Raw genomic sequence first — 22,312 nt, 5'->3', positions numbered from 1 at the left:
CGTTGGTCTCGTGCCGCACCAACCCGCCCGGGTCCGTCACCCGCGACCCGTGACCCGCCTGAGCACCGCGCGTCAGCCGCCCTGGTGCCAGGTCGCGGCCGCCCGGCCCAGCCGGTCGTTGATCGCCCGGCCCACGCCGACGTCCGGGACCCGCTCCGCGACGATCTCGGTCACCCCGGCCGCGTCGAGCCGGTGCAGCGCGTCGAAGAGTCGGGCCGCCGCCACCGTCAGGTCCCCCGCAGGCGACAGCACCTCGACCGCCGCCCAGTCACCGCCCGCCGGGCGCTCCCGGAAGGCCAGCAGCCCTCGCCGGCCGCCGTCGCCGGCCGCCGACTCCGCCGCCCCGACCACCCGCAACGGGGTACGCGGGGCGTAGTGCGCGGCCAACGTGCCGGGCGCCACCGGCTGGCCGGAGCTGCCCGACCGTACGGTCACCGGCCCGACCGCCTCGACCAGGGCCTCCAACGGCAGCGCGCCGAGCCGGAGCACCACCGGGTGCCCGCCCCGGGCGTCCACGATGGTGGACTCGATTCCGCACCGGGTCGGCCCGCCGTCGAGCACCACGTCCACCGCCGCGCCCAGCCCGGCCACCACGTGCTCGGCCCGGGTGGGGCTGAGCTGACCGAACCGGTTGGCGCTGGGCGCGGCCACCGGCACCCCGGCCGCGGCGATCAACGCCCGGGCGGACGGCTCGTCCGGCACCCGGACGGCCATCGTCTCCAGCCCCGACGTGACGATCGGAGGGATCGCGGCTGGCCGGTCCACGATCAACGTCAGCGGACCCGGCCAGAACCGTTCGGCCAGCGCCTCCACCGCCGCCGGCACCCGCCCCACCAGACCGGCCAGGTCGGCCGCGTCGGCCAGGTGGGTGATCAGCGGATCGAAGCTCGGCCGCTGCTTAGCCTCGAAGATCCGGGCCACCGCGCGGGCGTCCAGGGCGTCGGCACCCAGTCCGTAGACGGTCTCGGTGGGAAACGCCACCAGCCCTCCGGCGCGCAGGACGGAGGCGGCTTCGACGATGCCACCCTCGGCGGGCAGGACGCGCGGGGATCCGGTGCTCACGCCCCGACGCTAACCTGCCCGCCGGAAGGGCCCGGCTGGCGGGGGTGTGCCCGCCTCCGAGCCCCCCACCAGCCGCGGCTCAGTTGTCGTTGAGGAACGGGTATCCCCGGCACTCCGACTCGGCGCCAGCCTTGTACCGGCAGACAGGAAGCCGATGTACCGGTTCTCCGGCAGGTTGTAGGCCCCGCCCTCGCTGGCCCGGTGGGTGGCGCAGTTGCCCTCCCCACCCCGGCTGAAGCTGTACAGCGTCGGGCCGTACGCGTCGTCGACGCGACCCACATCTTCACCGCGTAGCCGCCGGCGTCGATGTCGATGTCGATGTCGATGTCGCAGATCTTGACGATGTCGCCGTGCTCGTCGAAGGTGGCCCGCCGCGCCCCTTCCTCGCCGCCCGGGCGCTGGACGTCCCGTCGACGGCTGTGGCAGCCTGGCCCGATGTCCCGGGTCCGGCTGGCGGTTGCCGCCGGCAGTCTCCTCCTCGTCGCCTCCTGCGGCCTGCCGTGCCTCCCGTTCCTGGACCTCTCGGCGGTGTCACTGCCCTACCAGGACCCGACCCCCGGCATGCTGGAGGAGCAGGCCGAAGAGATCGCTGCGGCCGAACACAGACTCGCCGTGTACGCAGTCGTCGCCGGCGTCCTCGCCATCCTCGGCCTGGCAGCCCTGATCTACGCCTGGAAACACAGCCGGTCTCGCAAGGGCGACCACGGCGTCCAGCTCTCAAAGCCGAGAGGATCGGCACTGCCGCCCGCCGCCGCCGACCCGGCCGACGGCCGACATCTCAACTAGGGTCGCCCACATGGCTGAGCCCTCCTACCTCGCAGCGGTTCGAGAGTCGTACGACGCGGTCGCCGAGGACTACGTCAAAATCGCGCCAGCACGGTTTTCAGAGGACGCGTTGGCACGCGGGATGCTGGCCGCGTTCGCCGAGCTCGTAAAGGCCAACGGCCGGCGGCCGGTCGCTGACCTCGGATGCGGCCCCGGCCACGTCACGGCCCACCTGGACTCCCTCGGTGTCGCCGGGTTCGGCGTTGACCTCTCTCCGAAGATGGTGGACATCGCCCGCCGGACGTACCCGACCCTGCAATTCGACGTCGGCTCCATGACCGCGCTGGACCTTCCCGACGGGCACCTCGGCGGCATCGTCGCCTGGTGGTCGGTCTTCCACACGCCTCCGGAGGACCTCCCGGTGGTGTTCGGGGAGTTCCATCGAACGCTGGCCCCAGGTGGCCTGCTGTTGGTGGGATTCCATGTCGGCGACGAGCATCTGCGCCCCGAGCGCTCCTACGGCCACCCCGTGTCCTACGACGCCTATCTGTTGCTGCCCGACGACATCGAGGAGTTGCTGCGCCGGGCCGGAATGGTCGTCACCGCGCGACTAACGCAGGAGCCCAGCCAGAGCCTCAAGAGGCCCCAAGCCTGCCTGATGGCCCGTAAATCCGAGCACTCCTAGCGCCGGCGGGATCCGGCCGGGCCTGGCCGCTGTGGTGTCTTCAGCGACCCTTCTCATTTCGTCAGTAGTATCGCCTGATACCGACTGAGATCGTCTTCGAGACTCACTCCTGGAGCGAAGACAACGACCGAGGTCTTGCTACCGGGTGGCTGCCGGGCCGGTTGTCTTCCAGGGGACGTGCGTTGGCAGCCGAACTCGGCCAGCGTAGGAGAAGCGACGGCATCGAGGCGGTATTCGCCTCGGACCTGCGTAGGGCTGTGGAGACGGCCGACATAGCCCTCTCGGGAACCACGATCCCCCTGCTACACGACTGGCGCCTGCGGGAGTGTGACTACGGGGAGCTCAACGGCCTTCCGGCCGCCGAGCTGCACGAGCGGCGCAGCCGGTATCTCGACCATCCCTACCCCGGCGGCGAGAGCTGGCGACAGGCCGTGCACCGGGTCGGTCGTTTTCTCGACGATCTGTCGCTGCGGTGGGCGGGCCGGCGAGTCCTGGTGATCGGGCACGTTGCCACTCGATGGGGCCTCGACCATTGGATCAGCGGGGCCCGGCTGGAAGACCTAGTCGACGCTGACTTCGCCTGGCGTGAGGGCTGGGAGTACCGGATGGAAGAGCGTCAAGATCCGCGAGACAGGCCTTAGCGCCGGGGCACCACAGCGCTTGCCCGATCGGCTGCCCTCGTGGGTGTCGTGGTCGGCGTCCGGGAGCCGCGTGCACTCCGGCATCCCGCATGCCCGGTCACCGGCGCTGCGACTGCGGGGTCGAACCGCAGGAGGTGCAGCGTGCGAGAAGGCCGCCGGGCGGTCACAAGATCAAAGCTGACCTGCGCCCAACTCATGCCCGTTGATCTTGTTCCGAAGAAACGCCTGTTCAGAGGCGCTAATGGTGGAGCCCAGGGGACTCGAACCCCTAACCCCTGCCTTGCAAAGGCAGTGCTCTGCCAGTTGAGCTAGGGCCCCGAGGGCGGGCGAAGCCGCCGACGGCTGAAACTGGGAGGAACGATCAGCGCAGGTCAGGGGCGGTGGTCGCCTCGTGCCACAGTGCGCGCTCATCGTTCGAAGCCTTGATCTTCCTGACCACCACGGCGGCCACGCCGACAACGCCGGCCAGAATCAGAAGCTTCTTGAACATGGGGCGACCCCTTGCGCTCGACAGCCGTCGGAACCATGTGCGGTGGGGCTAGCTGGAATCGAACCAGCGACCTCAGAGTTATCAGCTCTGCGCTCTAACCGACTGAGCTATAGCCCCGCGTGGCGACGGCCAAGGTTAACGCATCCGCCCGCCGCGCCCCAAATCGGGGGCCGGTGATCGGTCCGTGCTCGCCGTACCCCCTGAAACTACCCGGACGCACGACGCCGGGGCGCGCGCTTTACGCGGCGCGCCCCGGCGTCGGATGCGATCAGTCCCGCTCGGCGAGCGTCAGCTCGATCCCGCCGACCAGGTCGGCGCAGACGTTGTAGACGAACGCGCCGAGGGTGGCGAGCGCGGTGAACAGGACGACGTTGACCAGACCGATCAGGGCGGAGCTGAGGATCACGCCCTTGGCGGTGATCTGGAAGCCGCTGGTGCTCTGCCCGCCGGCGTTGACCAGGTCGCTCAGGCTCTCGTTGACGCTCTGGAACACGCCCATCGCATCCAGCGCCAGGTAGAGAACCGAGGTGGCGACGACCACCACGATGAAGAGCACCACGGAGACGGCGAAGGCGAACTTCATCACGGACCAGGGGTCGATCCGCTTCAGGTTCAGCCGGGCCCGCCGCGGCCCGCGGGACGCGGCGGAGCTGACCGAGGTACGCGCGGCACGTACCGCTTCACCGACCCGGGCGGCCCCGACGGCCGAGGCCGACGACCCGGCGACCCCCGGCGGCAGCCCCCCGCCGTTGGCGGGGCGACCCCCCGCGCCCGGACGGGTGCCGTCCGGGCGCGGATTTGTCGTGCCGCCACCGACGCGCGGCAGCGTGCCGGTGGCGGCACTGCCAGTCGACTGGCCGCTTCCTGTCCGGATCGGCGCTGTCGCCCCCGGGCGGGCGGCGTTCCCCGTCCCCGCGGCCGGAGCGGCCGGAACAGCCGGAGCAGCCGCGGAGGTGGGCGCGTCGATGCCCGATGTCTCCGCCTTGTCACCGGCCCCCGAGTCGTCGCCGGGTGTCTCCGGTGGCGGTGCCATACCGGGAGCCCGGGTGAACTTCGGGGCAGGCGCGTCGGCGGGGACCGTCGCCCGGCCCACGGCCGCGCGGCCGGTCGCTGGTGCGCCGCCCTTCGCGGCGGCCTCCTCGTCGACCGGGTTGGCCGAGGTCCCCTTGTTCCCCGACTTCGCCTGTGTCTCCGTCATCAACTAGTCCTGTTCGTCAGGCTCGTCGGCATTGCGAGCAATCGCCACGATAGTCACGCCGTCCGGGAGGTCCATCAGCTTGACCCCCATTGTGTTCCGGTCACGCGTACGGCGTACAGGCTTCACCGGAGTCCGGATGACGCCACCGTTGCTGGTGATCGCGAACAGCTCGTCGTCCGGGTCGATCACCACAGCGCCGACCAGACCACCGCGTCGCTCGGTGATCTTCGCAGTCAGCACGCCCTTACCTCCCCGGCCCTGGACCGGGTATTCCTCGATCGGGGTACGTTTCGCGTATCCCCCGTTCGTGGCCACCAGCACGTCCAGCCCCTCGCGGACGACCTCCATCGCGAGCAGGACGTCGTCGTCGGTGAACCGCATGCCGATCACGCCCGACGTGGCCCGGCCCATCGGGCGCAGTGCCTCGTCGGTGGCGTTGAAGCGGATCGCCTGGGCGTTCTTGGAGACCAGCAGCAGGTCGTCGGACGGGGCGACGAGGGCAGCACCGACCAGCTCGTCCTCATCGCGCAGGTTGATCGCGATGACTCCGCCGGAACGGTTGGAGTCGAACTCCTCGAGCCGCGTCTTCTTCACCAGGCCGTTCTTCGTGGCCAGTACCAGGTAGGGCGCCACCTGGTAATTCGGGATTTCGATGATCTGCGCGATCTGCTCGTCCGGTTGGAACGCGAGCAGATTGGCCACGTGCTGGCCCTTGGCTACCCTACTGGCTTCCGGAAGCTCGTACGCCTTGGCCCGGTACACCCGGCCCTTGTTCGTGAAGAACAGCATCCAGTCGTGCGTGGAGCAGACGAAGAAGTGGCTGACGATGTCGTCCTGCCGCAGCGTAGCCCCGCTGACGCCCTTACCGCCGCGCCGCTGCGAGCGGTACAGATCGACCTTGGTCCGCTTGGCGTACCCGGTGCGGGTGATGGTGACCACCACGTCCTCGCGGGCGATCAGGTCCTCCATGGAGACCTCGCCGTCGAACGGCATGATCTTCGTCCGCCGCTCGTCGCCCCACTTCGCGACGATCTCGCCGAGCTCCTCCGAGACGATCCGCCGCTGCCGCTCCGGCTTGGCCAGGATGTCCTTGAGGTCGGCGATCTCGATCTCGAGCTTGGCCAGGTCGTCGAGGATGCGCTGCCGCTCCAGGGCGGCGAGCCGGCGCAGCTGCATGTCCAGGATCGCGGTGGCCTGGATCTCGTCGATCTCCAGCAGCCGGATCAGGCCCTGCCGGGCGTCCTCCACCGTGGGCGAGCGCCGGATCAGGGCGATCACCTCGTCGAGCGCGTCCAGCGCCTTGGACAGACCACGCAGGATGTGCGCCCGCTCCTCGGCCTTGCGCAGCCGGAACGCGGCCCGCCGCCGAATCACCTCGATCTGGTGCTCGACGTAGTAGCGCAGGAACTGGGCCAGGTTCAGCGTGCGCGGCACGCCGTCGACCAGCGCCAGCATGTTGGCGCCGAAGGTCTCCTGGAGCTGGGTGTGCTTGTAGAGGTTGTTGAGCACCACCTTGGCGACCGCGTCGCGCTTGAGCACGAGCACGATCCGCATGCCGGTACGCCCGGAGGACTCGTCCCGGATGTCGGCGATGCCGGCGAGCTTGCCTTCCTTGATCAGCTCGGCGATCCGCTCGGCCAGGTTGTCCGGGTTGACCTGGTAGGGCAGCTCGCTGACCACCAGGCAGGGCCGACCCCGCTTGTCCTCCTCGACCTCCACCACGGCCCGCATCCGGATCGAGCCCCGACCCGTCCGGTACGCGTCCTGGATGGCCTGGGTGCCGACGATCAGGCCGTAGGTGGGGAAGTCCGGGCCCTTGACGATCTCGATGAGCGCGTCGAGGGTGGTGGCCTCGTCGACCTCCGGGTTCTCCAGACACCACTGCACCGCCGCGCCGATCTCGCGCAGGTTGTGCGGCGGGATCTTGGTGGCCATGCCGACCGCGATGCCCTCGGAGCCGTTGATCAGCAGGTTCGGGATCCGCGACGGCAGGATGGTGGGCTCCTTGGCCCGGCCGTCGTAGTTGTCCTGGAGGTCGACGGTGTCCTCGTCGATGTCCCGCAGCATCTCCATCGCCAGCGGGTCGAGCTTGCACTCGGTGTAGCGCATCGCCGCAGCCGGATCATTGCCGGGCGAGCCGAAGTTGCCGTTGCCGTCGACGAGCGGGTACCGCAGCGACCAGGGCTGCGCCATCCGGACCAGCGCGTCGTAGATGGCCGAGTCGCCGTGCGGGTGGAACTGGCCCATCACGTCGCCGACGACCCGGGAGCACTTGACGTAGCCGCGGTCCGGCCGGTAGCCGGAGTCGAACATGGCGTAGAGGATCTTGCGGTGGACCGGCTTGAGCCCGTCCCGGACGTCCGGCAGCGCCCGCCCGACGATGACGCTCATCGCGTAGTCGAGGTAGGAGCGCTGCATCTCCACCTCGAGCCCTACCGGCTCGATGCGGTCATGCGCCACGACTGCGGCGGCAGCGGTCTCGGGGACCTCGGGCTCGCTCGGGGTGGACTCGGGGGAATCGGTCACTGTTAACCCTTATCAGAATCAGAGTCGGTTTCGTGCTGTGGATAACCGCTGTGGAAACCGGCCAGGCTGTGGATAAACCTGTGGACCGGGCGGGCCGCCCGTGGACGACAGGGGCGGCCCGCCCGGTCCGTCAGATGTCCAGGAAGCGGACGTCCTTGGCGTTGCGCTGGATGAACGAGCGACGCGCCTCGACGTTCTCGCCCATCAGCACGCTGAACAGCTCGTCCGCGGTCGCCGCGTCGTCGAGCGTGACCTGGCGCAGGGTGCGGGTGCCCGGGTTCATCGTGGTCTCCCAGAGCTCGGGATAGTTCATCTCGCCGAGACCCTTGAACCGCTGGATGTCGTCCGGCTTGGCGTTCGGCTTCTTCTGCTGGCGCAGCCTGATCAGCCCGTCCCGCTCCCGGTCCGAGTACGCGTACTGCGCGTCGTCGCCCTTCTTGTTCCACTTGATCTTGTAGAGCGGCGGGGCAGCCAGGTAGACGTGGCCCAGCTCGACCAGCGGCCGCATGAAGCGGAACAGCAGGGTGAGCAGCAGCGTCTGGATGTGCTGGCCGTCCACGTCGGCGTCGGCCATCAGCACGGTCTTGTGGTACCGCAGCTTCTCGATGTCGAAGTCGTCGTGGATGCCGGTGCCCAGCGCGGTGATCAGCGCCTGGACCTCGGTGTTCTTCAGCACCCGGTCGATCCGGGCCTTCTCCACGTTGAGGATCTTGCCGCGGATCGGCAGGATCGCCTGGGTGCGCGGGTCCCGGCCCTGCTTGGCCGAGCCGCCCGCCGAGTCGCCCTCGACGATGAACACCTCGGACTCGCGCGGGTCGGTGGACTGGCAGTCGGCCAACTTGCCCGGCATCGAGCCGGACTCCAGCAGCGACTTGCGGCGGGCCAGCTTGCGGGCCTGCTGCGCGGCGATCCGGGCCCGGGCCGCCTGGGACGCCTTGGTGATGATCATCTTGGCCTCGGCCGGGTTGCGGTCGAACCAGTCGACCAGCCGGTCGTTGCAGACCCGCTGCACGAAGCTCTTCACCGGGGTGTTGCCGAGCTTGGTCTTGGTCTGGCCCTCGAACTGCGGGTTCGCCAGCTTGACCGAGATGATCGCGGCCAGGCCCTCCCGGATGTCCTCGCCGGAGAGCTTCTCGTCGCCCTTGAGCAGCTTCTTGTCCGTGCCGTAGCGGTTGACCACGCCGGTCAGCGCGGACCGGAAGCCCTCCTCGTGGGTGCCACCCTCGTGCGTGTTGATCGTGTTGGCGAAGGTGTAGACCGACTCGCCGTACGATTCGTTCCACTGCATGGCGATCTCGAGCGACATGCCCTCCTCCTCGGCACCGAACTCGACCACCGTCTTGTGGATCGGGGTCTTCGAGGCGTTGAGGTGTCGGACGAAGTCGGCGATGCCGCCCTTGTAGCAGAAGGTGACCTCGCGCGGCTTGCCCTCCTCGCCCTCCTGGACCCGCTCGTCGAGCAGGTGGATGGTGAGGCCGCGGTTGAGGAAGGCCATCTCCTGGATGCGGCGGTAGATGGTCTGGAAGTCGAAGTCGACGGTCTCGAACACGTCGGGGTCGGGCCAGAACGTGACCGTGGAACCGGTGCGGTCGGTGGTCTCACCCTTGTCCAACGGGCCCGGCTTGGAGTTGGTGTACTTCTGCCGCCAGACGAAGCCGGACTTGTGGATCTCCACCGCCATCCGGCTGGAGAGGGCGTTGACGACGGACACGCCGACGCCGTGCAGACCGCCGGACACGGCGTACGCCTTGCCGTCGAACTTGCCGCCGGCGTGCAGCACGGTCAACGCCACCTCGACGCCCGGCTTCTTCAACTTGGGGTGCAGGTCGACCGGGAAGCCCCGGCCGTTGTCGGTGACCTGGACCCCGCCGTCGGCCAGCAGCACCACGTCGATGGTGTCGCAGTGTCCGGCCAGCGCCTCGTCGACGGCGTTGTCGACGACCTCCCACACCAGGTGGTGCAGACCGCGCTCACCGGTCGACCCGATGTACATGCCGGGCCGCTTACGGACCGCCTCCAGCCCTTCGAGGACGGTGATCGACTCGGCGCCGTACTCCTGCTTGTCCTGCGCTGCCACCCTCGGCCACTTTCTCGCGCCCCCGAGCCGCAAGCGGCGCGTCGGACGCGGGTTCGGCGGACAGGACGCGACGTCGGCGCGCGGACCGAGACCGGTGGAAACCGGGGTACGGGCCGGAACGCCGGTCGCCGCGGTTGCCCGCGGATCGCGATCGGCTCGACCCGACGTGGGACAATGATCTCGGACCTTTGGTGGGCCCGCGTCCGTCGCTCCGTGTCGGGTCTTCGTCTCGCCTCAATCTTACTGTGCGCGGACGACAGAACCGCCACTCGGCACCCCTTTCGCGGCGGCTGAGACCTCCGTAGCCGGCCGAACCGCGCCACCCGCGACTCCCCCTACACGCCAAGCCCGGATCGGCGGGCGGCGTCGCCGCCGATCGGGCCGGGACGTTCAGGGGTCGGGGTCGCGGCGGGGCCCGTGACGGGCGTAAGTTTGCGTCGCCCAGCGTGGCTGGTCTTGATCTTTTCCGGTCGGAACCGGACGATCGACCCGAACGATCCGACACGTGCTCTCAAGGGGTGACGCTAGATGGGGCTGGACAACGTCGCGGTGCACTGGCCGCGGACCGGCCGCTTCTACGACCCGGTCGCACCGGCCGAGTTCGTTGATTTCGGCGAGATCGTCGACCTGCCGCGGATCTCCGCGCCGACGGCGGCCCTCGCGGAACACATCGCCAAGACCGGGACCGTCCGGGCCACCGCGTACACCGAGCTGGTCGACCTCCTGCTCGGGCTGGAAAATGTGCTCTACGCCACGGACGCCGCCGCCGAGGACGAGGACCCGGTGATCGACCCGGACGGCTGCGCCTGGGTCGCCGGCGGAGTCGAGCGCTTCGTGGCCGGGCACCGCCCCCACGGGGAGACGGTCGACTTCGACTCGGTGAGCACCGTGCTGCGCGGCCTGCTCGCCGACGGCCGCCTCGCCGAACAGCAGCTGCGCTGGCTGGGCAGCCGGCTGGACGCGCTGCGCGACGACAACGGCGACCCACCGCAGTGGGACTTCACCTGCGCCGAGCTGGGCGTGCTGGCGGCCTTCTACCGCCGCTGCGCCGACCGCGGCTTCGCGGTCTACGCCGACGCTTGACCGGGGTTCGCCCCGCCCGCGCCGGCCCGGTTCGTCGCCACGATCACCCGGGTCAGGACGGCGTGCAGGTCCCGCAGCTCCTCGATCGGCATCCCGAGCCGCCGCACGATCGCCGGCGGGATCTCCTCGGCGCGGGCACGCAGCGCCTGACCGCCGGCGGTGAGCGTCACGGCCAGGCTGCGCTCGTCGGCGGGGTCGCGCTCCCGCCGGACGTACCCGTTGGCCTCCAGTCGCTTGAGCAGCGGTGACAGCGTCCCCGGGTCGAGCTGCAGCAGGCGGCTGAGCTCCCGTACGGAAAGCGGCGCGTGCTGCCACAGCGCGAGCATGACCAGGTACTGCGGGTGGGTCAGTCCCATCGGCTCCAGCAGCGGGCGATAGACGGCGACCACGCCGCGCGCCGCCACGGACAGCGCGAAGCACACCTGCTCCTCCAGGGCCAGGGGGTTGCCCTCAAGCTGGTCGGACACCTCGGCCTCCTCGTCGTCGCCGTTGCGATCCTAGCAACGATTGGTGTACCAATTATTGGTACACGAATTGTTTTCGGGCGCGGTGCGGGAGAGGCCAGGCGGATGAGCGACGACAAGCAGGTGGGCGACTCCTCGGGCGGGGGCGGCCGCCTCATGGGCTGGGTGTTCCGCAACCTCGCCGGCCCTTCCCAGGTGCAGGGAGCGGTGCAGGGCGGCTCGCGTCATGCCCGGGAGGCGTGGAAGCAGGACCTGGAGAGGCGTAAGCAGTGGAGCCGTGAGCAGCGGGAGCGCAAGCGCGCCGAGCGAGAGGCCCAGCGCCCCGGCCACTGACCGTCAGCCGTAGGTGTCGCGTGGGCCCCGCCCCCGGACCCTGCGCGGCCCACGCGACCAGGACGGCGCAGCCGGGCCGTGAATGTGCAGCTTGCGCACCACGTTGTGGCCCACCTCGCTGGCGATCTTCTTCAGCAGGGAACCGGCGAGCAGCCGCAGCTGGGTCGCCCACGCGGTGGACCGGGCCTCCACGGTCAGCTCGCCGTTCTCCAGCTTCACCGGGCGGCTGTTCTGGGCCACCTCGGAGCCGACCACTCGTTCCCACGCGCCGAAGACCGTCGCCTCGGCGGCCGGCTGCTCCCAGCCGCGCGCCTTGACCAGCCGGTTGAGCACCGCGCCCAGCGGCTGCGGATCGCGCGGATCCGGCCCCGGCCCCGAGTAGCCGCGCAGCCGCCGACCGCCCTCGCCGTCGCCGGACACCACGCTGCGCCGGCGGGTCCGGGCCGCCGAGTCGCGGCGGGCCTTCGCGGCGTCCAGCACCGCCCGAGCCAGCTCCGGCCCCGACCCACCCCCGTCGGGTACGTCTTTACCACCGCCACCGCCACCGGCCGCCGCGCCGTCGGGCCGACCGGCACTGTCGGCCGCCGCGCCGGTCGGGGTACGTCCCGGGGCCGACGGCCCGAGGCGGGCCGGTGGTAGTTCCCGCTCAGCCGACACGACGCACAGTCCCCTCGCCGACCTGGTACCGGGCGCCCCGCAGGCCGGCCGGCACGTCGTCGTCCACGGCGCAGGTCACCAGCACCTGGCTGGCCCCGCCGACCAGCTCCGCCAGCCGCTCCCGGCGACCCGCGTCCAACTCGGCGAAGACGTCGTCGAGCACCAGTACCGGCTCGATGCCGTCGGAACGGAGCAGGTCGTACCCGGCCAGCCGCAGCGCCAGCGCGAACGACCAGGACTCGCCGTGGCTGGCGTACCCCTTCGCGGGGAGCGGGCCGAGGGTGAGCACCAGATCGTCGCGGTGCGGGCCGACCAGGGTGGTGCCCCGCTCGACCTCGGCCGACCGGGACTCGGCCAGGGCCGCCGTCAACGCCTCGACGAGCGCCGCCCGGTCCGGCGTCGGGTCGGTCAGCTCCACCGACGGCCGGTACGCGACACCGGCCGCGCCCCGGCCCGCCGCCACCGTGTCGTACGCCTTGGTGACGTGCGGGCCGAGCGCGGCGACCAGCTCCAGCCGGCCGGCGAGCAGTTCGGCGCCGTGCCGGGCCAGGTGGGTGTCCCAGACCGCGAGGGTGGACAGGTCCCCGCCCCGCGATCCGCCGGTCTTGCGGGCCAGGTACGCGGTACGCAGAAGGGCGTTGCGCTGCTTGACCACCCGCTCGTAGTCGGCGCGCACCCCGGCGTACCGGGGCTGGCGGTTGACCAGCAGGTCGTCGAGGTAGCGGCGGCGCTCGGCCGGGTCACCGCGGACGAGTTCCAGGTCCTCCGGAGCGAACAGCACCAGCCGCAGCGCGCCGAGGACGTCGCGGGCCCGCCGGGCCGGAGAGCGCCCCAACCGGGCCCGGTTGGCCTTGCCCGGGACGATCTCCAGCTCGATCAGCAGCTCGCGCCCGTCGTGCACCACAGCGCACCGGATCACCGCAGAGGACGCCCCCATCCGGACCAGGGGGGCGTCCGTGGCGACCCGGTGCGAGTCCAGGGTCGCCACGTAGCCCAGCGCCTCGGCCAGGTTGGTCTTGCCGACGCCGTTGGCGCCGGTCAGGACGTTCGGACCCGGCTCCAGATCGACGCCGACCCGCTCGTACGAGCGGAAGTCGACCAGTTCGAGCCGGCGGACGTACACAGGTTGTGGATACCGCTCAGCGCTTGTGGACGGCGTGGCCGCCGAACTGCTGGCGCAGCGCGGCGACGGCCTTCATCGCGGGCGAGTCGTCCTGCCGGGAGGCGAACCGGGCGAACAGCGACGCGGTGATGACGTTCAGCGGCACGCCCAGCCGGACTGCCTCGTCGACCGTCCACCGGCCCTCGCCCGTGTCCTCGGTGTAGCCGCTCAGCTCGGCCAGCTCCGGGTCCTCGTCGAGGGCCCGGTCGAGCAGGTCGAGCAGCCAGGAGCGGACGACGGTGCCCTCGCGCCAGGACTTGAACACGCCCGGCACGTTGGTCACGATCTCCGACTTGGCGAGCAGCTCGTAGCCCTCGGCGTAGGCGTGCATCAGGCCGTACTCGATGCCGTTGTGCACCATCTTGGCGTAGTGGCCGGCACCGACCGGGCCGGCGTGCACGAAGCCGAACTCCCCGGCCGGCTTGAGCGCCTCGAAGATCGGCAGCAGCCGGTCGACGTGCTCCTGCGCGCCGCCGACCATCAGGCCGTACCCGTTCTGCTTGCCCCAGACGCCGCCGGAGACGCCGACGTCGAGGTAGCCGATGCCCTGCTCGGCGAGACGCTCGGCGCGGGGCGCGTCGTCGCTGAACCGGGAGTTGCCGCCGTCGATGATGATGTCGCCCGCACCGAGCACGCCGGCGAGGTCGTCGATGGTCGTGTCGGTGACGCCGGCCGGGACCATCACCCAGACGGCGCGGGGCGCGTCGAGCTTGTCGACCAGCTCGGCCAGGCTCGCGGCGTCGCTCAGCTCCGCGTTGCGGTCGTAACCGACCACCTCGTGCCCGGCGGCGCGCAACCGCTCACGCATGTTGCCGCCCATCCGGCCGAGTCCTACCAGGCCGAGCTGCATCTGTTCCTACCTCCGCTGCGTCTGGATCAAGGGGTGTGCGATCAGCGGGAGACGCGGATCGGCATGATCAGGTACCGGTACCCCGAGATGACCTCACCGTCCTCGCCTGCGGGGGAAATCACCGCCGGCTTGAACGCGTCGACGAACGTGAGCAGCGCGAACTGGGCGCCCAGGTTGTTCAGGCCATCGATCAGGTACTGCGGGTTGAAGCCGATGGTCAGCGCCTCACCGGTGAAGGTGGCGTCCATGGCCTCGCTGGCCCGGGCCTCCTCGGTGCCGCCGGCCTCGACGACGAGCCCGTCGGAGCTGAAGCTGAGCAGCACCGGGGTGGTGCGCTCGGCGACCAGGGCGACCCGCTTCACGACCTCGATCAGGGTGCTCACCGCCACCCTGGCCTCGGCGTTGTGGCTGCTCGGGAACAGCGAGCGGACCGGCGGGTAGTTCGCGCCGTCGAGCAGCCGGCTGGTGGTGCGCCGGGTACCGCCGGAGAAACCGATCATGCCCTCGCCGGCCGCGCCCTGGGAGAGTGCCATGGTCACCTGGCCGCCGAGCGGGCCGAGCGCCTTGGCCGTGTCGTGCAGGGTCCGCGCCGGCACGAGGGCGTTGATGCTCACCTCGGGGTCGTCCGGGTTCCACTCCATCTCGCGCAGGGCGAGGCGGTACCGGTCGGTGGCGAGCATGGCCAGGTTGCCACCGGAGAGCTCGATCCGGACGCCGGTCATCATCGGCAGGGTCTCGTCCCGGCCGGCGGCCACGGCGACCTGGGCGACGGCTGCGGCGAACGCCGCGGCGTCGACGGTGCCGGCGCTCTCCGGCATCTCCGGCAGGGCGGGGTAGTCCTCCACCGGCATGGTGGGCAGGGTGAACCGGGCACTGCCGCAGACCAGCTCGAGATGCGCGCCGACCGCGGCGATGTCGACCGGCTTGGCCGGAAGCGCCTTGGTGATCTCGGCAAGCAGCCGCCCGGAGACCAGCGCGGCACCGTCGGCGTCGCCGTGCACCTCGACGGTCACCTGGCTGGAGACCTCGTAGTCGAAGCCGGAGACCTGCAGGTTGCCGTCGGTCACCCTCAGCATCACGCCGGCCAGCACCGGCACGGAAGGCCTGCTGGGCAGGCTCTTCGCAGTCCACGCCACGGCCTCGGCGAGCGCGTCGCGCTCTACTCGGAACTTCATCAATGCCTCCGCGTCGACGTCAGCAACAACTCTCTCATGCCGACCGCTGCCTACCGTCCCGCCCGACCGTGCGGGTACCCATCGCACCTTAGGGCGCGGGGGCATCGGCTGTGCGCCCGACCCCGCGGATCGCGTCGGTGCCGGGCGGGCTGTCCCCGGCCGTTCCGAACCCGATCCACAGGAAGCCCAACGGTGATGATTGGTTTTTGTTCTCTTAGAAGAACAAACTCATCGTCTTCATCGCACCTGTGCATACTGTGGAAAACCGGCGTCTGCGCAGGCCAGACAGGTTATCCACCGGTGGATTGCCTGTGGATAACCGGGGGTACAACCGGCCCCGCGATCCACAGGCCCCCAGGACCGGCCGAGTTGTCCACCGTCGTCCACCGGTTATCCACCGGTTATCCACCGACTTTCTCCCCAGACCTGTGGACGGGCCGACCCGCCCAGGGCCCCGTCGTCCCCAGAACCTTCAACAGGAAATCCACAGGACCCTTCGGATCCGTGGACAACAACCAGCTCTGTCCCCAGGCGTCCACAGGCGTCCACAGGCTCATCCCCAGGGTTTGTCCACAGCCTGTGGGTAACTGGTGGCGGGCGGACCGTAGTTTTCCACCGACGGTGGATAACCGGCTGTGGAAAACCCGCGGCGGCTGTGGACAACGAGCGGCGGCTGTGGGCGGACACCGGCCCGATCTTGCGGGCTCGCCTCTCGCCCGGGTCGAGCCCGACCGCCCGGGACGCCCTGTGGACAACGGATCGGGCGGGTGGGATGTGTCCGGGGTCACCCGGCTCCGAACGCGCGGACGCCCGGCCGGGTCCGGCCGGGCGTCGGGTCCTCGCGCCGCGGGTAGGCGGCGGGCGTACGGCTCAGGTGGTCTGCTTGATCCGGTTGGTCAGCTCGGCGATCTGGTTGTAGAGCGAGCGGCGCTCCGCCATCTGCTGACGGATCTTCCGGTCGGCGTGCATGACGGTGGTGTGGTCCCGGCCCCCGAACGCCTGCCCGATCCGGGGCAGCGACAGGTCGGTCAGCTCGCGGCACAGGTACATGGCCACCTGGCGGGCGTTGACCAGCACCCGGGACCGGGAGTGCCCACGCAGGTCCTCCAGGCTGACCCCGAAGTAGTCGGCGGTGGAGACCATGATCTGGTCGGCGGTGATCTCGGGGCCGGCGCCGTCGGGGATGAAGTCCCGCAGCACCTCCTCGGCCAGCGACAGCTCCACGGTCGACCGGGTGAGGCTGGCGAACGCGGTGACCCGGATCAGCGCCCCCTCCAACTCCCGGATCGAGTTCGACACCCGCGAGGCGATGAACTCCAGCACGTCCGGCGGGGCGTACAGCCGCTCCTGGGCCGCCTTCTTCTGCAGGATCGCGATCCGGGTCTCCAGGTCCGGCGGCTGGATGTCGGCCAGCAGCCCCCACTCGAACCGGGTCCGCAGCCGGTCCTCCAGCGTGGCGAGCTGCTTCGGCGACCGGTCCGAGGTGATCACGATCTGCTTGTTGGCGTTGTGCAGGGTGTTGAAGGTGTGGAAGAACTCCTCCTGGGTCCGCTCGCGGTTCTCCAGGAACTGGATGTCGTCGATCAGCAGGATGTCGACATCGCGGTAGCGGCGCTGGAACGCGCTGGTCTTGTCGTCCCGCAGCGAGTTGATGAAGTCGTTGGTGAATTCCTCGGTCGAGACGTACCGGACCGAGCGGGCGTTGCCCAGCGTGGTGGCGTAGTGGCCGATGGCGTGCAGCAGGTGGGTCTTGCCCAGCCCGGAACTGCCGTAGATGAACAGCGGGTTGTACGCCTTCGCGGGCGACTCGGCCACCGCGACCGAGGCGGCGTGGGCGAACCGGTTAGACGAGCCGATGACGAACGTCTCGAACATGTACTTCGGGTTGAGCCGGTTCCCGCCGGACTCCGCACCGCCGGGCCGCCGGTCGTCCCGGCCTCCGGACCGATGATCCGCGCCACTGCGCCCCGGACCGCTGTCCGTCCCGCCGTCGCGGGGCAGCCGCTGGCCGGTCGCCGGTCCGGCGTCGCGGTAACGGGGCTCGTAGGACCGGCTGTCGGCACGCCCCTCGTAGCCGCGCCGACCCGGCGGAGACGGTTCGGCGAAGGCGGCGCTGAACAGCGGCTCCTGGGCGTCCCGGCTGGCCGGCACCAGCCCTGGCCGGTGACCGTCGGAGCGTGCGGGGGCGTCATCCGCCGACGGGTGTTCCGACGTGCCGCGCTCCGGGTAGCCGGCGTCCTCGCGCCCGGAACCGGCCGGCCGGCCGCGATCGGCGTGGGCCTGCTCACCCCGGTCCGGGTACCCGGGGGCGGGAAAGCCGGGCTCCGGCTCGTGCCGGTCCGCTCCCGGCCCGTCGTAGCCACGGGCGTCGAAGCCGGGCGGGGCGTCGAAGCCGGAGGGCCCGTCGAAACCTGGCGGGCCGTCGGCGTCGGGGGCGCTGCGGTAGACCGTGCCCGCCGGGCGTCCGGCCGCGTCCTCGGCCACCCGAACGGTGACGGCCACCTGGATCGGCCGGCCGAGCCGCCGGGTCAGCGCCTCGGTGATGGCGGGCCGCAGCCGGGACTCGATCACGTCACGGGTGAACGCGTCCGGGACGGAGAGCAGTGCGGTGTCCTCCACGATCGCGCGGAGGCGGGTGAGCCGCAGGTACGCACGTTGCTGCGCGGAGATGATCTCATCGGCGAGCTCGTCCGTGGTCGCCGTCCACACCGCGGCAAGGTCGGTCGTACCGGCCACCGTCGTGCCACCCCCTCGCCTCTGCTCCCGACCGCCGCTGGTCCAGCCCGAACGGCTGACCGGTCGTCGTTATCCACAAGTTATCCACAGCCTGTGTGTACCGACCGATTGTGGCCTCCCGCCAAACGCGGGTCGGACCTGCCCCCTGTCTGGGTGGGCGCTGAAGCGGGTTTCACCGTGCCGAACGATTCACTACCTTGTCCGGTCTTGCCTGCCGACGCCAATCGGCTGCCGACGCCGACCGCAAACGCGCACGCTAACAGCGGGGGGCGGGGCCCATCAACCGTCGCCGCGTGGCACCCTTGTCGGTATCTGTGAAAACCACCGCTTCGGTCGCCCTCGCGGCACGGCGGGGCCGTCGTACGAGGTGTTTGACGGTCATTGTCCCCCTGCGTAGGCTGGAGCGGCTGCTCTGCCGCCCTCTGCTAGGGTGGTGCGTGCTTGCTGTCCGCGGTCGTCTTCCCCGCATGGTCGGGGTCCCACGCCCCGGGCAGCACCGATCGGGGCCACCGCCGAGGGTGGCCTGGACCACCACACGACCCCTGCGGTTCTACGCCCGGGGCGTATGAAAACGGAGAGCCTGACGTGAGCAAGCGCACCTACCAGCCGAACAACCGCCGGCGCGCGAAGACCCACGGCTTCCGGCTGCGCATGCGCACCCGGGCCGGTCGCGCCATCCTCTCGACCCGTCGCTCCAAGGGCCGCACCCGCCTGTCGGCCTGAGGCCGACCGGTCCGGTCCGGGGGACGTGGGCAGTCGTGCTGGCGGCCGCACAACGACTGCGGCGCAGCAGCGACTTCGCCGCAGCGGTCCGGGCTGGCCGTCGAGCCGGCCGAGGCGCGCTCGTCGTCCACCTGACACTGCCCGCCACACCCGACCCCACGACCGACACCTCGCCGAAGCCGGCGCGGACCCCCGGTGCGGAGGAAACCTCCGTACCGACCCGCGCCGGCTTCGTCGTGTCCAAGGCCGTCGGCCCCGCCGTGGTCCGTAACAGGGTTCGGCGTCGACTGCGGCACCTGGTCCGCGAGCGGCTGGCGGCCCTGCCGGCCGGCAGCATCCTGGTGGTACGCGCGCTGCCGGCCGCCGCCGAGGCGTCGTACGCCCGGCTCGGGGCTGACCTCGACGGGGCGCTCGCCGCCGCCCGCGCACCTCGGGGGCGGCGGTCCCGATGAACAGCGGTTCCACCGCGTCACGGCCGCCGAGCCCGGGTGCCCGGGTGCTGACCTGGCCCATCGTCGCGTACCGTCGTTGGATAAGCCCGGCCCTGCCGGCCCGCTGTCGGTTCTACCCGTCGTGCAGTGCGTACGCCCTTGAGGCGGTGTCCCGGCATGGTGCGCTCCGGGGAGTCGGCCTGACGGTCCGGCGGTTGTCGCGCTGCCACCCCTTTCACCCAGGTGGATACGACCCGGTGCCCGAGCCGGGCGGTCACCGCCGTGCCGATGTGACTGGAGCCTGAGAATTGTTCAGTCTGGACTGGATCTACTACGCGATCTCGTGGATCCTGCTGACCTGGCACTCGGCCTGGGATGCCATCGGGGTGCCGGTCGGCGCCGCGCTCGGGACGAACTGGGCCTGGATCCTGGCCATCGTCTTCCTGGTGGTCACCGTCCGGGTGATCCTGTTCCCCGTCTTCGTCAAGCAGATCAAGTCCCAGCGGGCCATGCAGTCGCTCCAGCCCAAGGTGAAGGAGCTCCAGGAGAAGCACAAGGGTGACCGGGAGACGCTCCAGAAAGAGATGATGGAGCTCTACCGGAAGGAAAAGGCCAACCCGCTCATGGGCTGCCTTCCGATGTTCCTCCAGATCCCCGTCTTCCTCGGCCTCTTCCACGTGCTGCGCCGCCTCGACCCGGCCAAGGACAACAAGACCCTCTACGGCTGGACCGTCGACCAGTTCAACAGCGCCTCCAGCGCCAAGATCTTCACCGCCCCGATCGCCGGCAAGTTCGGCTCAACCGCCGACGAGCTGGCCCGCCTCGGTGCCAACGGCACCACCGTGAAGGTGATCGCCGGCGTCCTGGTCCTGATGATGATGGGCACCACCTACCTCACCAGCCGCCAGATGATCCTCAAGACCGGCTGGGCGGAGGACCCGCAGCAGCGGATGATCCAGCGCCTGATGCTCTACGGCATCCCGCTGTCGCTGCTCGTCTCGGGTGCGATCTTCCCGATCGGTGTGATCATCTACTGGGTTACCAACAACATGTTCACCCTCGGCCAGCAGCAGTGGGTGCTGCGCAAGTACCCGCCGCCGCCCACCCAGGGCCGCACCGGTGCCCCCGCGTCCCGCGGGCCGGTCCAGCCGGCCAAGAAGACCGGCGGGCTGCTCGGCCGCAAGGCCGCCCCGGCCCCGGTCAAGCAGGCCCCGTCCGCGCCGAAGGTCGCCGGCCCCAAGCCGGGCGCCAAGCCGGTCAACCCGAAGAAGAGTGGCCCGGCCAAGCGTCAGGGCTGATCCTCCCGCTGTCCGTCGCCGGCCCGGCCGGCGACGGACAGCCACGGCCCCTGGCAGCCGCCCCCAAGGCAGGCGCCGGGTCGGAACCGCCGCGCCCCCGCGCGGACACGGGTGAGATTGGCCCGTAGAGACGTGCCCAGGGCACCGGCGATCTCCCGCCGGGCCCAGGAAACCAGCGGACCCGACGGTCCGGCCGAGCGAGTACGGAGATGAGACCGTGACCGAGACCAGCATCCCCAGCGCTGACCAGTCCGTGGACGAGGAGAGCGTACCGATCGAGGCCACCGACGACACCGAGGCGGAGGATGGCGAGGCCGGCTCGGGCACGCGGGAGAAGAAGGCGCCGGCCGAGAGCGAGCTGTTCCGGCAGAGCGAGATCGCGGCCGACTACGTCGAGGGACTGCTCGACATCCTCGACTACGACGGCGACATCGACGAGCTGGTGTCCGGTGGCCGCCCGGTCGTCGAGGTTGTCGGCGACGGGCTGCAGAACCTGGTCGGTCAGCGCGGCGCCACCGTGGAGGCGCTCCAGGAGCTGGCCCGGCTGGCGGTGTTCCGGCAGACCGGCACCCCGAGCCGGCTGCTGCTCGACGTCGGTGGCTACCGCGCCAACCGCCGCAAGGAGCTCGCCGCCGTCGCCAAGAACGCGGTGGAGAAGGTCAAGGAGTACGGCGAGCCGGTGCGGCTGGAGCCGATGTCCGCGTTCGAGCGCAAGTGCGTCCACGACGTCGTCAACGCGATGAGCGGGGTGGAGAGCGAGTCCGAGGGCGTCGAGCCGAACCGCCGCATCATCGTCCGGCCGGCGGACTGACCGGGTGACACACGACGACACCACGGCAGACGCCGTGACCGGCCCGGGTGGCACGCCGCCCGGGCCGTCGCCTGTCGGGTCCCGGCGGCTCGTCGACGGGTCGGATCCGGCTGTCGGGCCCGACGACACCGACGGGCTGGAACTCAACGAGGGGTCGACCGCGGCCGTCGGGCCGGACGGCACCGACGGGCCGGATCCGGCCGTTGCGGCGCTGCCGCCGGAGTTGGCCGAGGCGGCCAGTTCTCTCTTCGGCGAGCGGCTCGACCTCGCCGCCGCGTACGCGGAGGTGCTCGCCACCGACGGGGTGCTCCGGGGCCTGATCGGGCCGCGCGAGGCACCACGAATCTGGGAGCGGCACCTGCTGAACTGCGCCGCGGTGGCGGAGCGCATCCCGGAGGGCGCGTCGGTGCTGGACGTGGGCTCCGGCGCGGGCCTGCCCGGCCTGGTGCTCGCGATCGCGCGCCCGGACCTGACTGTGACTCTGGTCGAGCCACTGGCCCGGCGTACCTCGTTCCTCGTCGAGGTCGTGGAGCGACTGGGTCTGACGAAGACGGTCCGGGTGTTCCGGGGCCGGGCCGACGAGGCGGCGACCGGGTCCAACGGTGTCGGGCCGTTCAGTGCGGAGATCGTCACCGCGCGAGCGGTGGCCCCGCTCGACCGGCTTTCCGCCTGGTGCCTACCACTGGTGGCACCGGGCGGGCGCCTGTTGGCGATGAAGGGATCGTCCGCCGGCGACGAGATCGCCGAGCACGCCGGGGCGGTTGCCAAGCTGGGCGGGGGTGAGCCCAAGGTGCACCACTGCGGGGTCGGGGTGATCGAGCCGCCCGCAACGGTGGTGGAGATCGTCCGGGAGCGGGTCGTGAACCCGCCGCGGGTCAAGCCCGCGTCGAAGCGGACGCGCGGTGGGCGGCGCCGGGGTCGCTGATCCGACTTCCCTGCGATCCCGCCGGCTTCCCACCGCAGGCCGCGTCGTTGATAGTGATGCGGGTGCGCGGAGGCCTGAGAACCCGACGTGGACCCGCCACGCCTGTCCGCCGTAGGCTGGCCGCGCGCCGATAGTGTGGAGCGGGCGGCATCCGCGCCCCAGGGGACCCCGGCCGCCTCCGCCGGGCCGTACGCTCCGTGGTGCGACGAGCGTGACCAAG

The 22,312-nt window shown here is 70.8% G+C and carries 22 protein-coding genes and 2 tRNA genes; 11 read left to right on the top strand and 13 right to left on the bottom strand.

Annotated elements, in window-relative coordinates; translation table 11 throughout:
* Positions 1-72: 72 nt before the first annotated feature.
* A complete protein-coding gene (locus OG617_RS14075) occupies positions 73-1,038 on the bottom strand; it encodes an L-threonylcarbamoyladenylate synthase (protein WP_405103696.1) in 966 nt (321 codons plus the stop codon).
* A gap of 459 nt (positions 1,039-1,497) precedes the next feature.
* On the opposite strand from OG617_RS14075, the gene OG617_RS14070 reads away from it, so the two are divergent.
* The 3 genes from OG617_RS14070 (at position 1,498) to OG617_RS14060 (ending at position 3,153) form a co-directional block, all read left to right on the top strand.
* Complete coding sequence (locus OG617_RS14070) at positions 1,498-1,848, top strand: hypothetical protein (protein ID WP_405101972.1); 351 nt, start codon at positions 1,498-1,500, stop codon at positions 1,846-1,848.
* A gap of 10 nt (positions 1,849-1,858) precedes the next feature.
* On the top strand, positions 1,859-2,512 hold the full coding sequence (locus OG617_RS14065) for a class I SAM-dependent DNA methyltransferase (protein ID WP_405101970.1): 654 nt from the start codon (positions 1,859-1,861) through the stop codon (positions 2,510-2,512).
* A gap of 74 nt (positions 2,513-2,586) precedes the next feature.
* Positions 2,587-3,153, top strand: coding sequence for a histidine phosphatase family protein (locus OG617_RS14060; protein ID WP_405103694.1), 567 nt, complete (start codon positions 2,587-2,589; stop codon positions 3,151-3,153).
* Positions 3,154-3,395: 242 nt separating this feature from the next.
* On the opposite strand, the gene OG617_RS14055 is transcribed toward OG617_RS14060, so the two are convergent.
* From OG617_RS14055 to gyrB, 6 genes are all read right to left on the bottom strand, one after another.
* Positions 3,396-3,471: transfer RNA gene (locus tag OG617_RS14055), tRNA-Ala, on the bottom strand.
* Positions 3,472-3,514: 43 nt separating this feature from the next.
* Positions 3,515-3,643, bottom strand: coding sequence for a DLW-39 family protein (locus OG617_RS14050; protein ID WP_405101968.1), 129 nt, complete (start codon positions 3,641-3,643; stop codon positions 3,515-3,517).
* A 43-nt stretch (positions 3,644-3,686) separates the two neighbouring features.
* Positions 3,687-3,760, bottom strand: a tRNA-Ile gene (locus OG617_RS14045).
* 151 nt (positions 3,761-3,911) lie between these two features.
* Positions 3,912-4,841 carry a DUF3566 domain-containing protein gene (locus OG617_RS14040; RefSeq protein ID WP_405101966.1) on the bottom strand — a complete coding sequence of 310 codons (930 nt, stop codon included), beginning with the start codon at positions 4,839-4,841 and terminating at the stop codon, positions 3,912-3,914.
* 3 nt (positions 4,842-4,844) lie between these two features.
* Positions 4,845-7,367 carry a DNA gyrase subunit A gene (gene gyrA, locus OG617_RS14035; protein ID WP_405101964.1) on the bottom strand — a complete coding sequence of 841 codons (2,523 nt, stop codon included), beginning with the start codon at positions 7,365-7,367 and terminating at the stop codon, positions 4,845-4,847.
* Between the two features lie 130 nt (positions 7,368-7,497).
* Positions 7,498-9,444, bottom strand: coding sequence for a DNA topoisomerase (ATP-hydrolyzing) subunit B (gene gyrB, locus OG617_RS14030; protein ID WP_405101962.1), 1,947 nt, complete (start codon positions 9,442-9,444; stop codon positions 7,498-7,500).
* Between the two features lie 528 nt (positions 9,445-9,972).
* Between gyrB and OG617_RS14025 the strand changes: the two genes are divergently transcribed.
* The gene (locus OG617_RS14025) at positions 9,973-10,527 is read left to right on the top strand and encodes a hypothetical protein (protein WP_396676658.1); all 555 of its coding nucleotides are present in this window, start codon (positions 9,973-9,975) and stop codon (positions 10,525-10,527) included.
* Here OG617_RS14025 and OG617_RS14020 read toward each other — a convergent pair.
* Complete coding sequence (locus OG617_RS14020; protein ID WP_396676659.1) at positions 10,512-10,994, bottom strand: MarR family winged helix-turn-helix transcriptional regulator; 483 nt, start codon at positions 10,992-10,994, stop codon at positions 10,512-10,514. The genes OG617_RS14025 and OG617_RS14020 overlap by 16 nt on opposite strands.
* A 102-nt stretch (positions 10,995-11,096) precedes the next feature.
* Between OG617_RS14020 and OG617_RS14015 the strand changes: the two genes are divergently transcribed.
* Entirely contained in the window at positions 11,097-11,324 is a 228-nt protein-coding gene (locus tag OG617_RS14015; protein ID WP_161688735.1) for a hypothetical protein, read from the top strand.
* A gap of 3 nt (positions 11,325-11,327) precedes the next feature.
* On the opposite strand, the gene OG617_RS14010 is transcribed toward OG617_RS14015, so the two are convergent.
* From OG617_RS14010 to dnaA, 5 genes are all read right to left on the bottom strand, one after another.
* Complete coding sequence (locus OG617_RS14010) at positions 11,328-11,981, bottom strand: DUF721 domain-containing protein (RefSeq protein ID WP_405101959.1); 654 nt, start codon at positions 11,979-11,981, stop codon at positions 11,328-11,330.
* On the bottom strand, positions 11,971-13,104 hold the full coding sequence (recF, locus tag OG617_RS14005) for a DNA replication/repair protein RecF (RefSeq protein ID WP_405101957.1): 1,134 nt from the start codon (positions 13,102-13,104) through the stop codon (positions 11,971-11,973). Before recF ends, OG617_RS14010 begins: the two co-directional genes overlap by 11 nt.
* Positions 13,105-13,120: 16 nt before the next feature.
* The gene (gnd, locus tag OG617_RS14000) at positions 13,121-13,993 is read right to left on the bottom strand and encodes a phosphogluconate dehydrogenase (NAD(+)-dependent, decarboxylating) (protein WP_396676662.1); all 873 of its coding nucleotides are present in this window, start codon (positions 13,991-13,993) and stop codon (positions 13,121-13,123) included.
* A 41-nt stretch (positions 13,994-14,034) separates the two neighbouring features.
* Entirely contained in the window at positions 14,035-15,168 is a 1,134-nt protein-coding gene (gene dnaN / locus OG617_RS13995; protein ID WP_405101955.1) for a DNA polymerase III subunit beta, read from the bottom strand.
* A gap of 870 nt (positions 15,169-16,038) precedes the next feature.
* On the bottom strand, positions 16,039-17,904 hold the full coding sequence (dnaA, locus tag OG617_RS13990; RefSeq protein WP_405101953.1) for a chromosomal replication initiator protein DnaA: 1,866 nt from the start codon (positions 17,902-17,904) through the stop codon (positions 16,039-16,041).
* 585 nt (positions 17,905-18,489) lie between these two features.
* On the opposite strand from dnaA, the gene rpmH reads away from it, so the two are divergent.
* From rpmH to rsmG, 6 genes are all read left to right on the top strand, one after another.
* Positions 18,490-18,627, top strand: coding sequence for a 50S ribosomal protein L34 (gene rpmH, locus OG617_RS13985; RefSeq protein WP_088959667.1), 138 nt, complete (start codon positions 18,490-18,492; stop codon positions 18,625-18,627).
* A gap of 35 nt (positions 18,628-18,662) precedes the next feature.
* Positions 18,663-19,079, top strand: coding sequence for a ribonuclease P protein component (gene rnpA, locus OG617_RS13980; protein WP_405101951.1), 417 nt, complete (start codon positions 18,663-18,665; stop codon positions 19,077-19,079).
* The gene (gene yidD / locus OG617_RS13975; RefSeq protein ID WP_405101949.1) at positions 19,076-19,363 is read left to right on the top strand and encodes a membrane protein insertion efficiency factor YidD; all 288 of its coding nucleotides are present in this window, start codon (positions 19,076-19,078) and stop codon (positions 19,361-19,363) included. Before rnpA ends, yidD begins: the two co-directional genes overlap by 4 nt.
* Positions 19,364-19,366: 3 nt before the next feature.
* Complete coding sequence (gene yidC, locus OG617_RS13970) at positions 19,367-20,356, top strand: membrane protein insertase YidC (protein ID WP_405101947.1); 990 nt, start codon at positions 19,367-19,369, stop codon at positions 20,354-20,356.
* A gap of 217 nt (positions 20,357-20,573) precedes the next feature.
* A complete protein-coding gene (locus OG617_RS13965; RefSeq protein ID WP_405101945.1) occupies positions 20,574-21,167 on the top strand; it encodes a protein jag in 594 nt (197 codons plus the stop codon).
* A gap of 4 nt (positions 21,168-21,171) precedes the next feature.
* On the top strand, positions 21,172-22,092 hold the full coding sequence (gene rsmG, locus OG617_RS13960; RefSeq protein WP_405101943.1) for a 16S rRNA (guanine(527)-N(7))-methyltransferase RsmG: 921 nt from the start codon (positions 21,172-21,174) through the stop codon (positions 22,090-22,092).
* Positions 22,093-22,312 lie beyond the last annotated feature (220 nt).

Origin of the sequence: Micromonospora sp. NBC_01412 (assembly GCF_045040215.1) — a bacterium.
Lineage (GTDB): Bacteria > Actinomycetota > Actinomycetes > Mycobacteriales > Micromonosporaceae > Micromonospora > Micromonospora rubida.
This window is presented reverse-complemented; position numbering and strand designations above follow the sequence as displayed.

What these genes read in the sequence shown, in the direction of transcription:
- OG617_RS14050 (WP_405101968.1), bottom strand. Translation starts at nt 3,643, where the DNA reads ATGTTCAAGAAGCTTCTGATTCTGGCCGGCGTTGTCGGCGTGGCCGCC.
- OG617_RS14040 (WP_405101966.1), bottom strand. Translation starts at nt 4,841, where the DNA reads ATGACGGAGACACAGGCGAAGTCGGGGAACAAGGGGACCTCGGCCAAC.
- gnd (WP_396676662.1), bottom strand. Translation starts at nt 13,993, where the DNA reads ATGCAGCTCGGCCTGGTAGGACTCGGCCGGATGGGCGGCAACATGCGT.
- OG617_RS14070 (WP_405101972.1), top strand. Translation starts at nt 1,498, where the DNA reads ATGTCCCGGGTCCGGCTGGCGGTTGCCGCCGGCAGTCTCCTCCTCGTC.
- OG617_RS14065 (WP_405101970.1), top strand. Translation starts at nt 1,859, where the DNA reads ATGGCTGAGCCCTCCTACCTCGCAGCGGTTCGAGAGTCGTACGACGCG.
- OG617_RS14015 (WP_161688735.1), top strand. Translation starts at nt 11,097, where the DNA reads ATGAGCGACGACAAGCAGGTGGGCGACTCCTCGGGCGGGGGCGGCCGC.
- dnaN (WP_405101955.1), bottom strand. Translation starts at nt 15,168, where the DNA reads ATGAAGTTCCGAGTAGAGCGCGACGCGCTCGCCGAGGCCGTGGCGTGG.
- yidD (WP_405101949.1), top strand. Translation starts at nt 19,076, where the DNA reads ATGAACAGCGGTTCCACCGCGTCACGGCCGCCGAGCCCGGGTGCCCGG.
- OG617_RS14025 (WP_396676658.1), top strand. Translation starts at nt 9,973, where the DNA reads ATGGGGCTGGACAACGTCGCGGTGCACTGGCCGCGGACCGGCCGCTTC.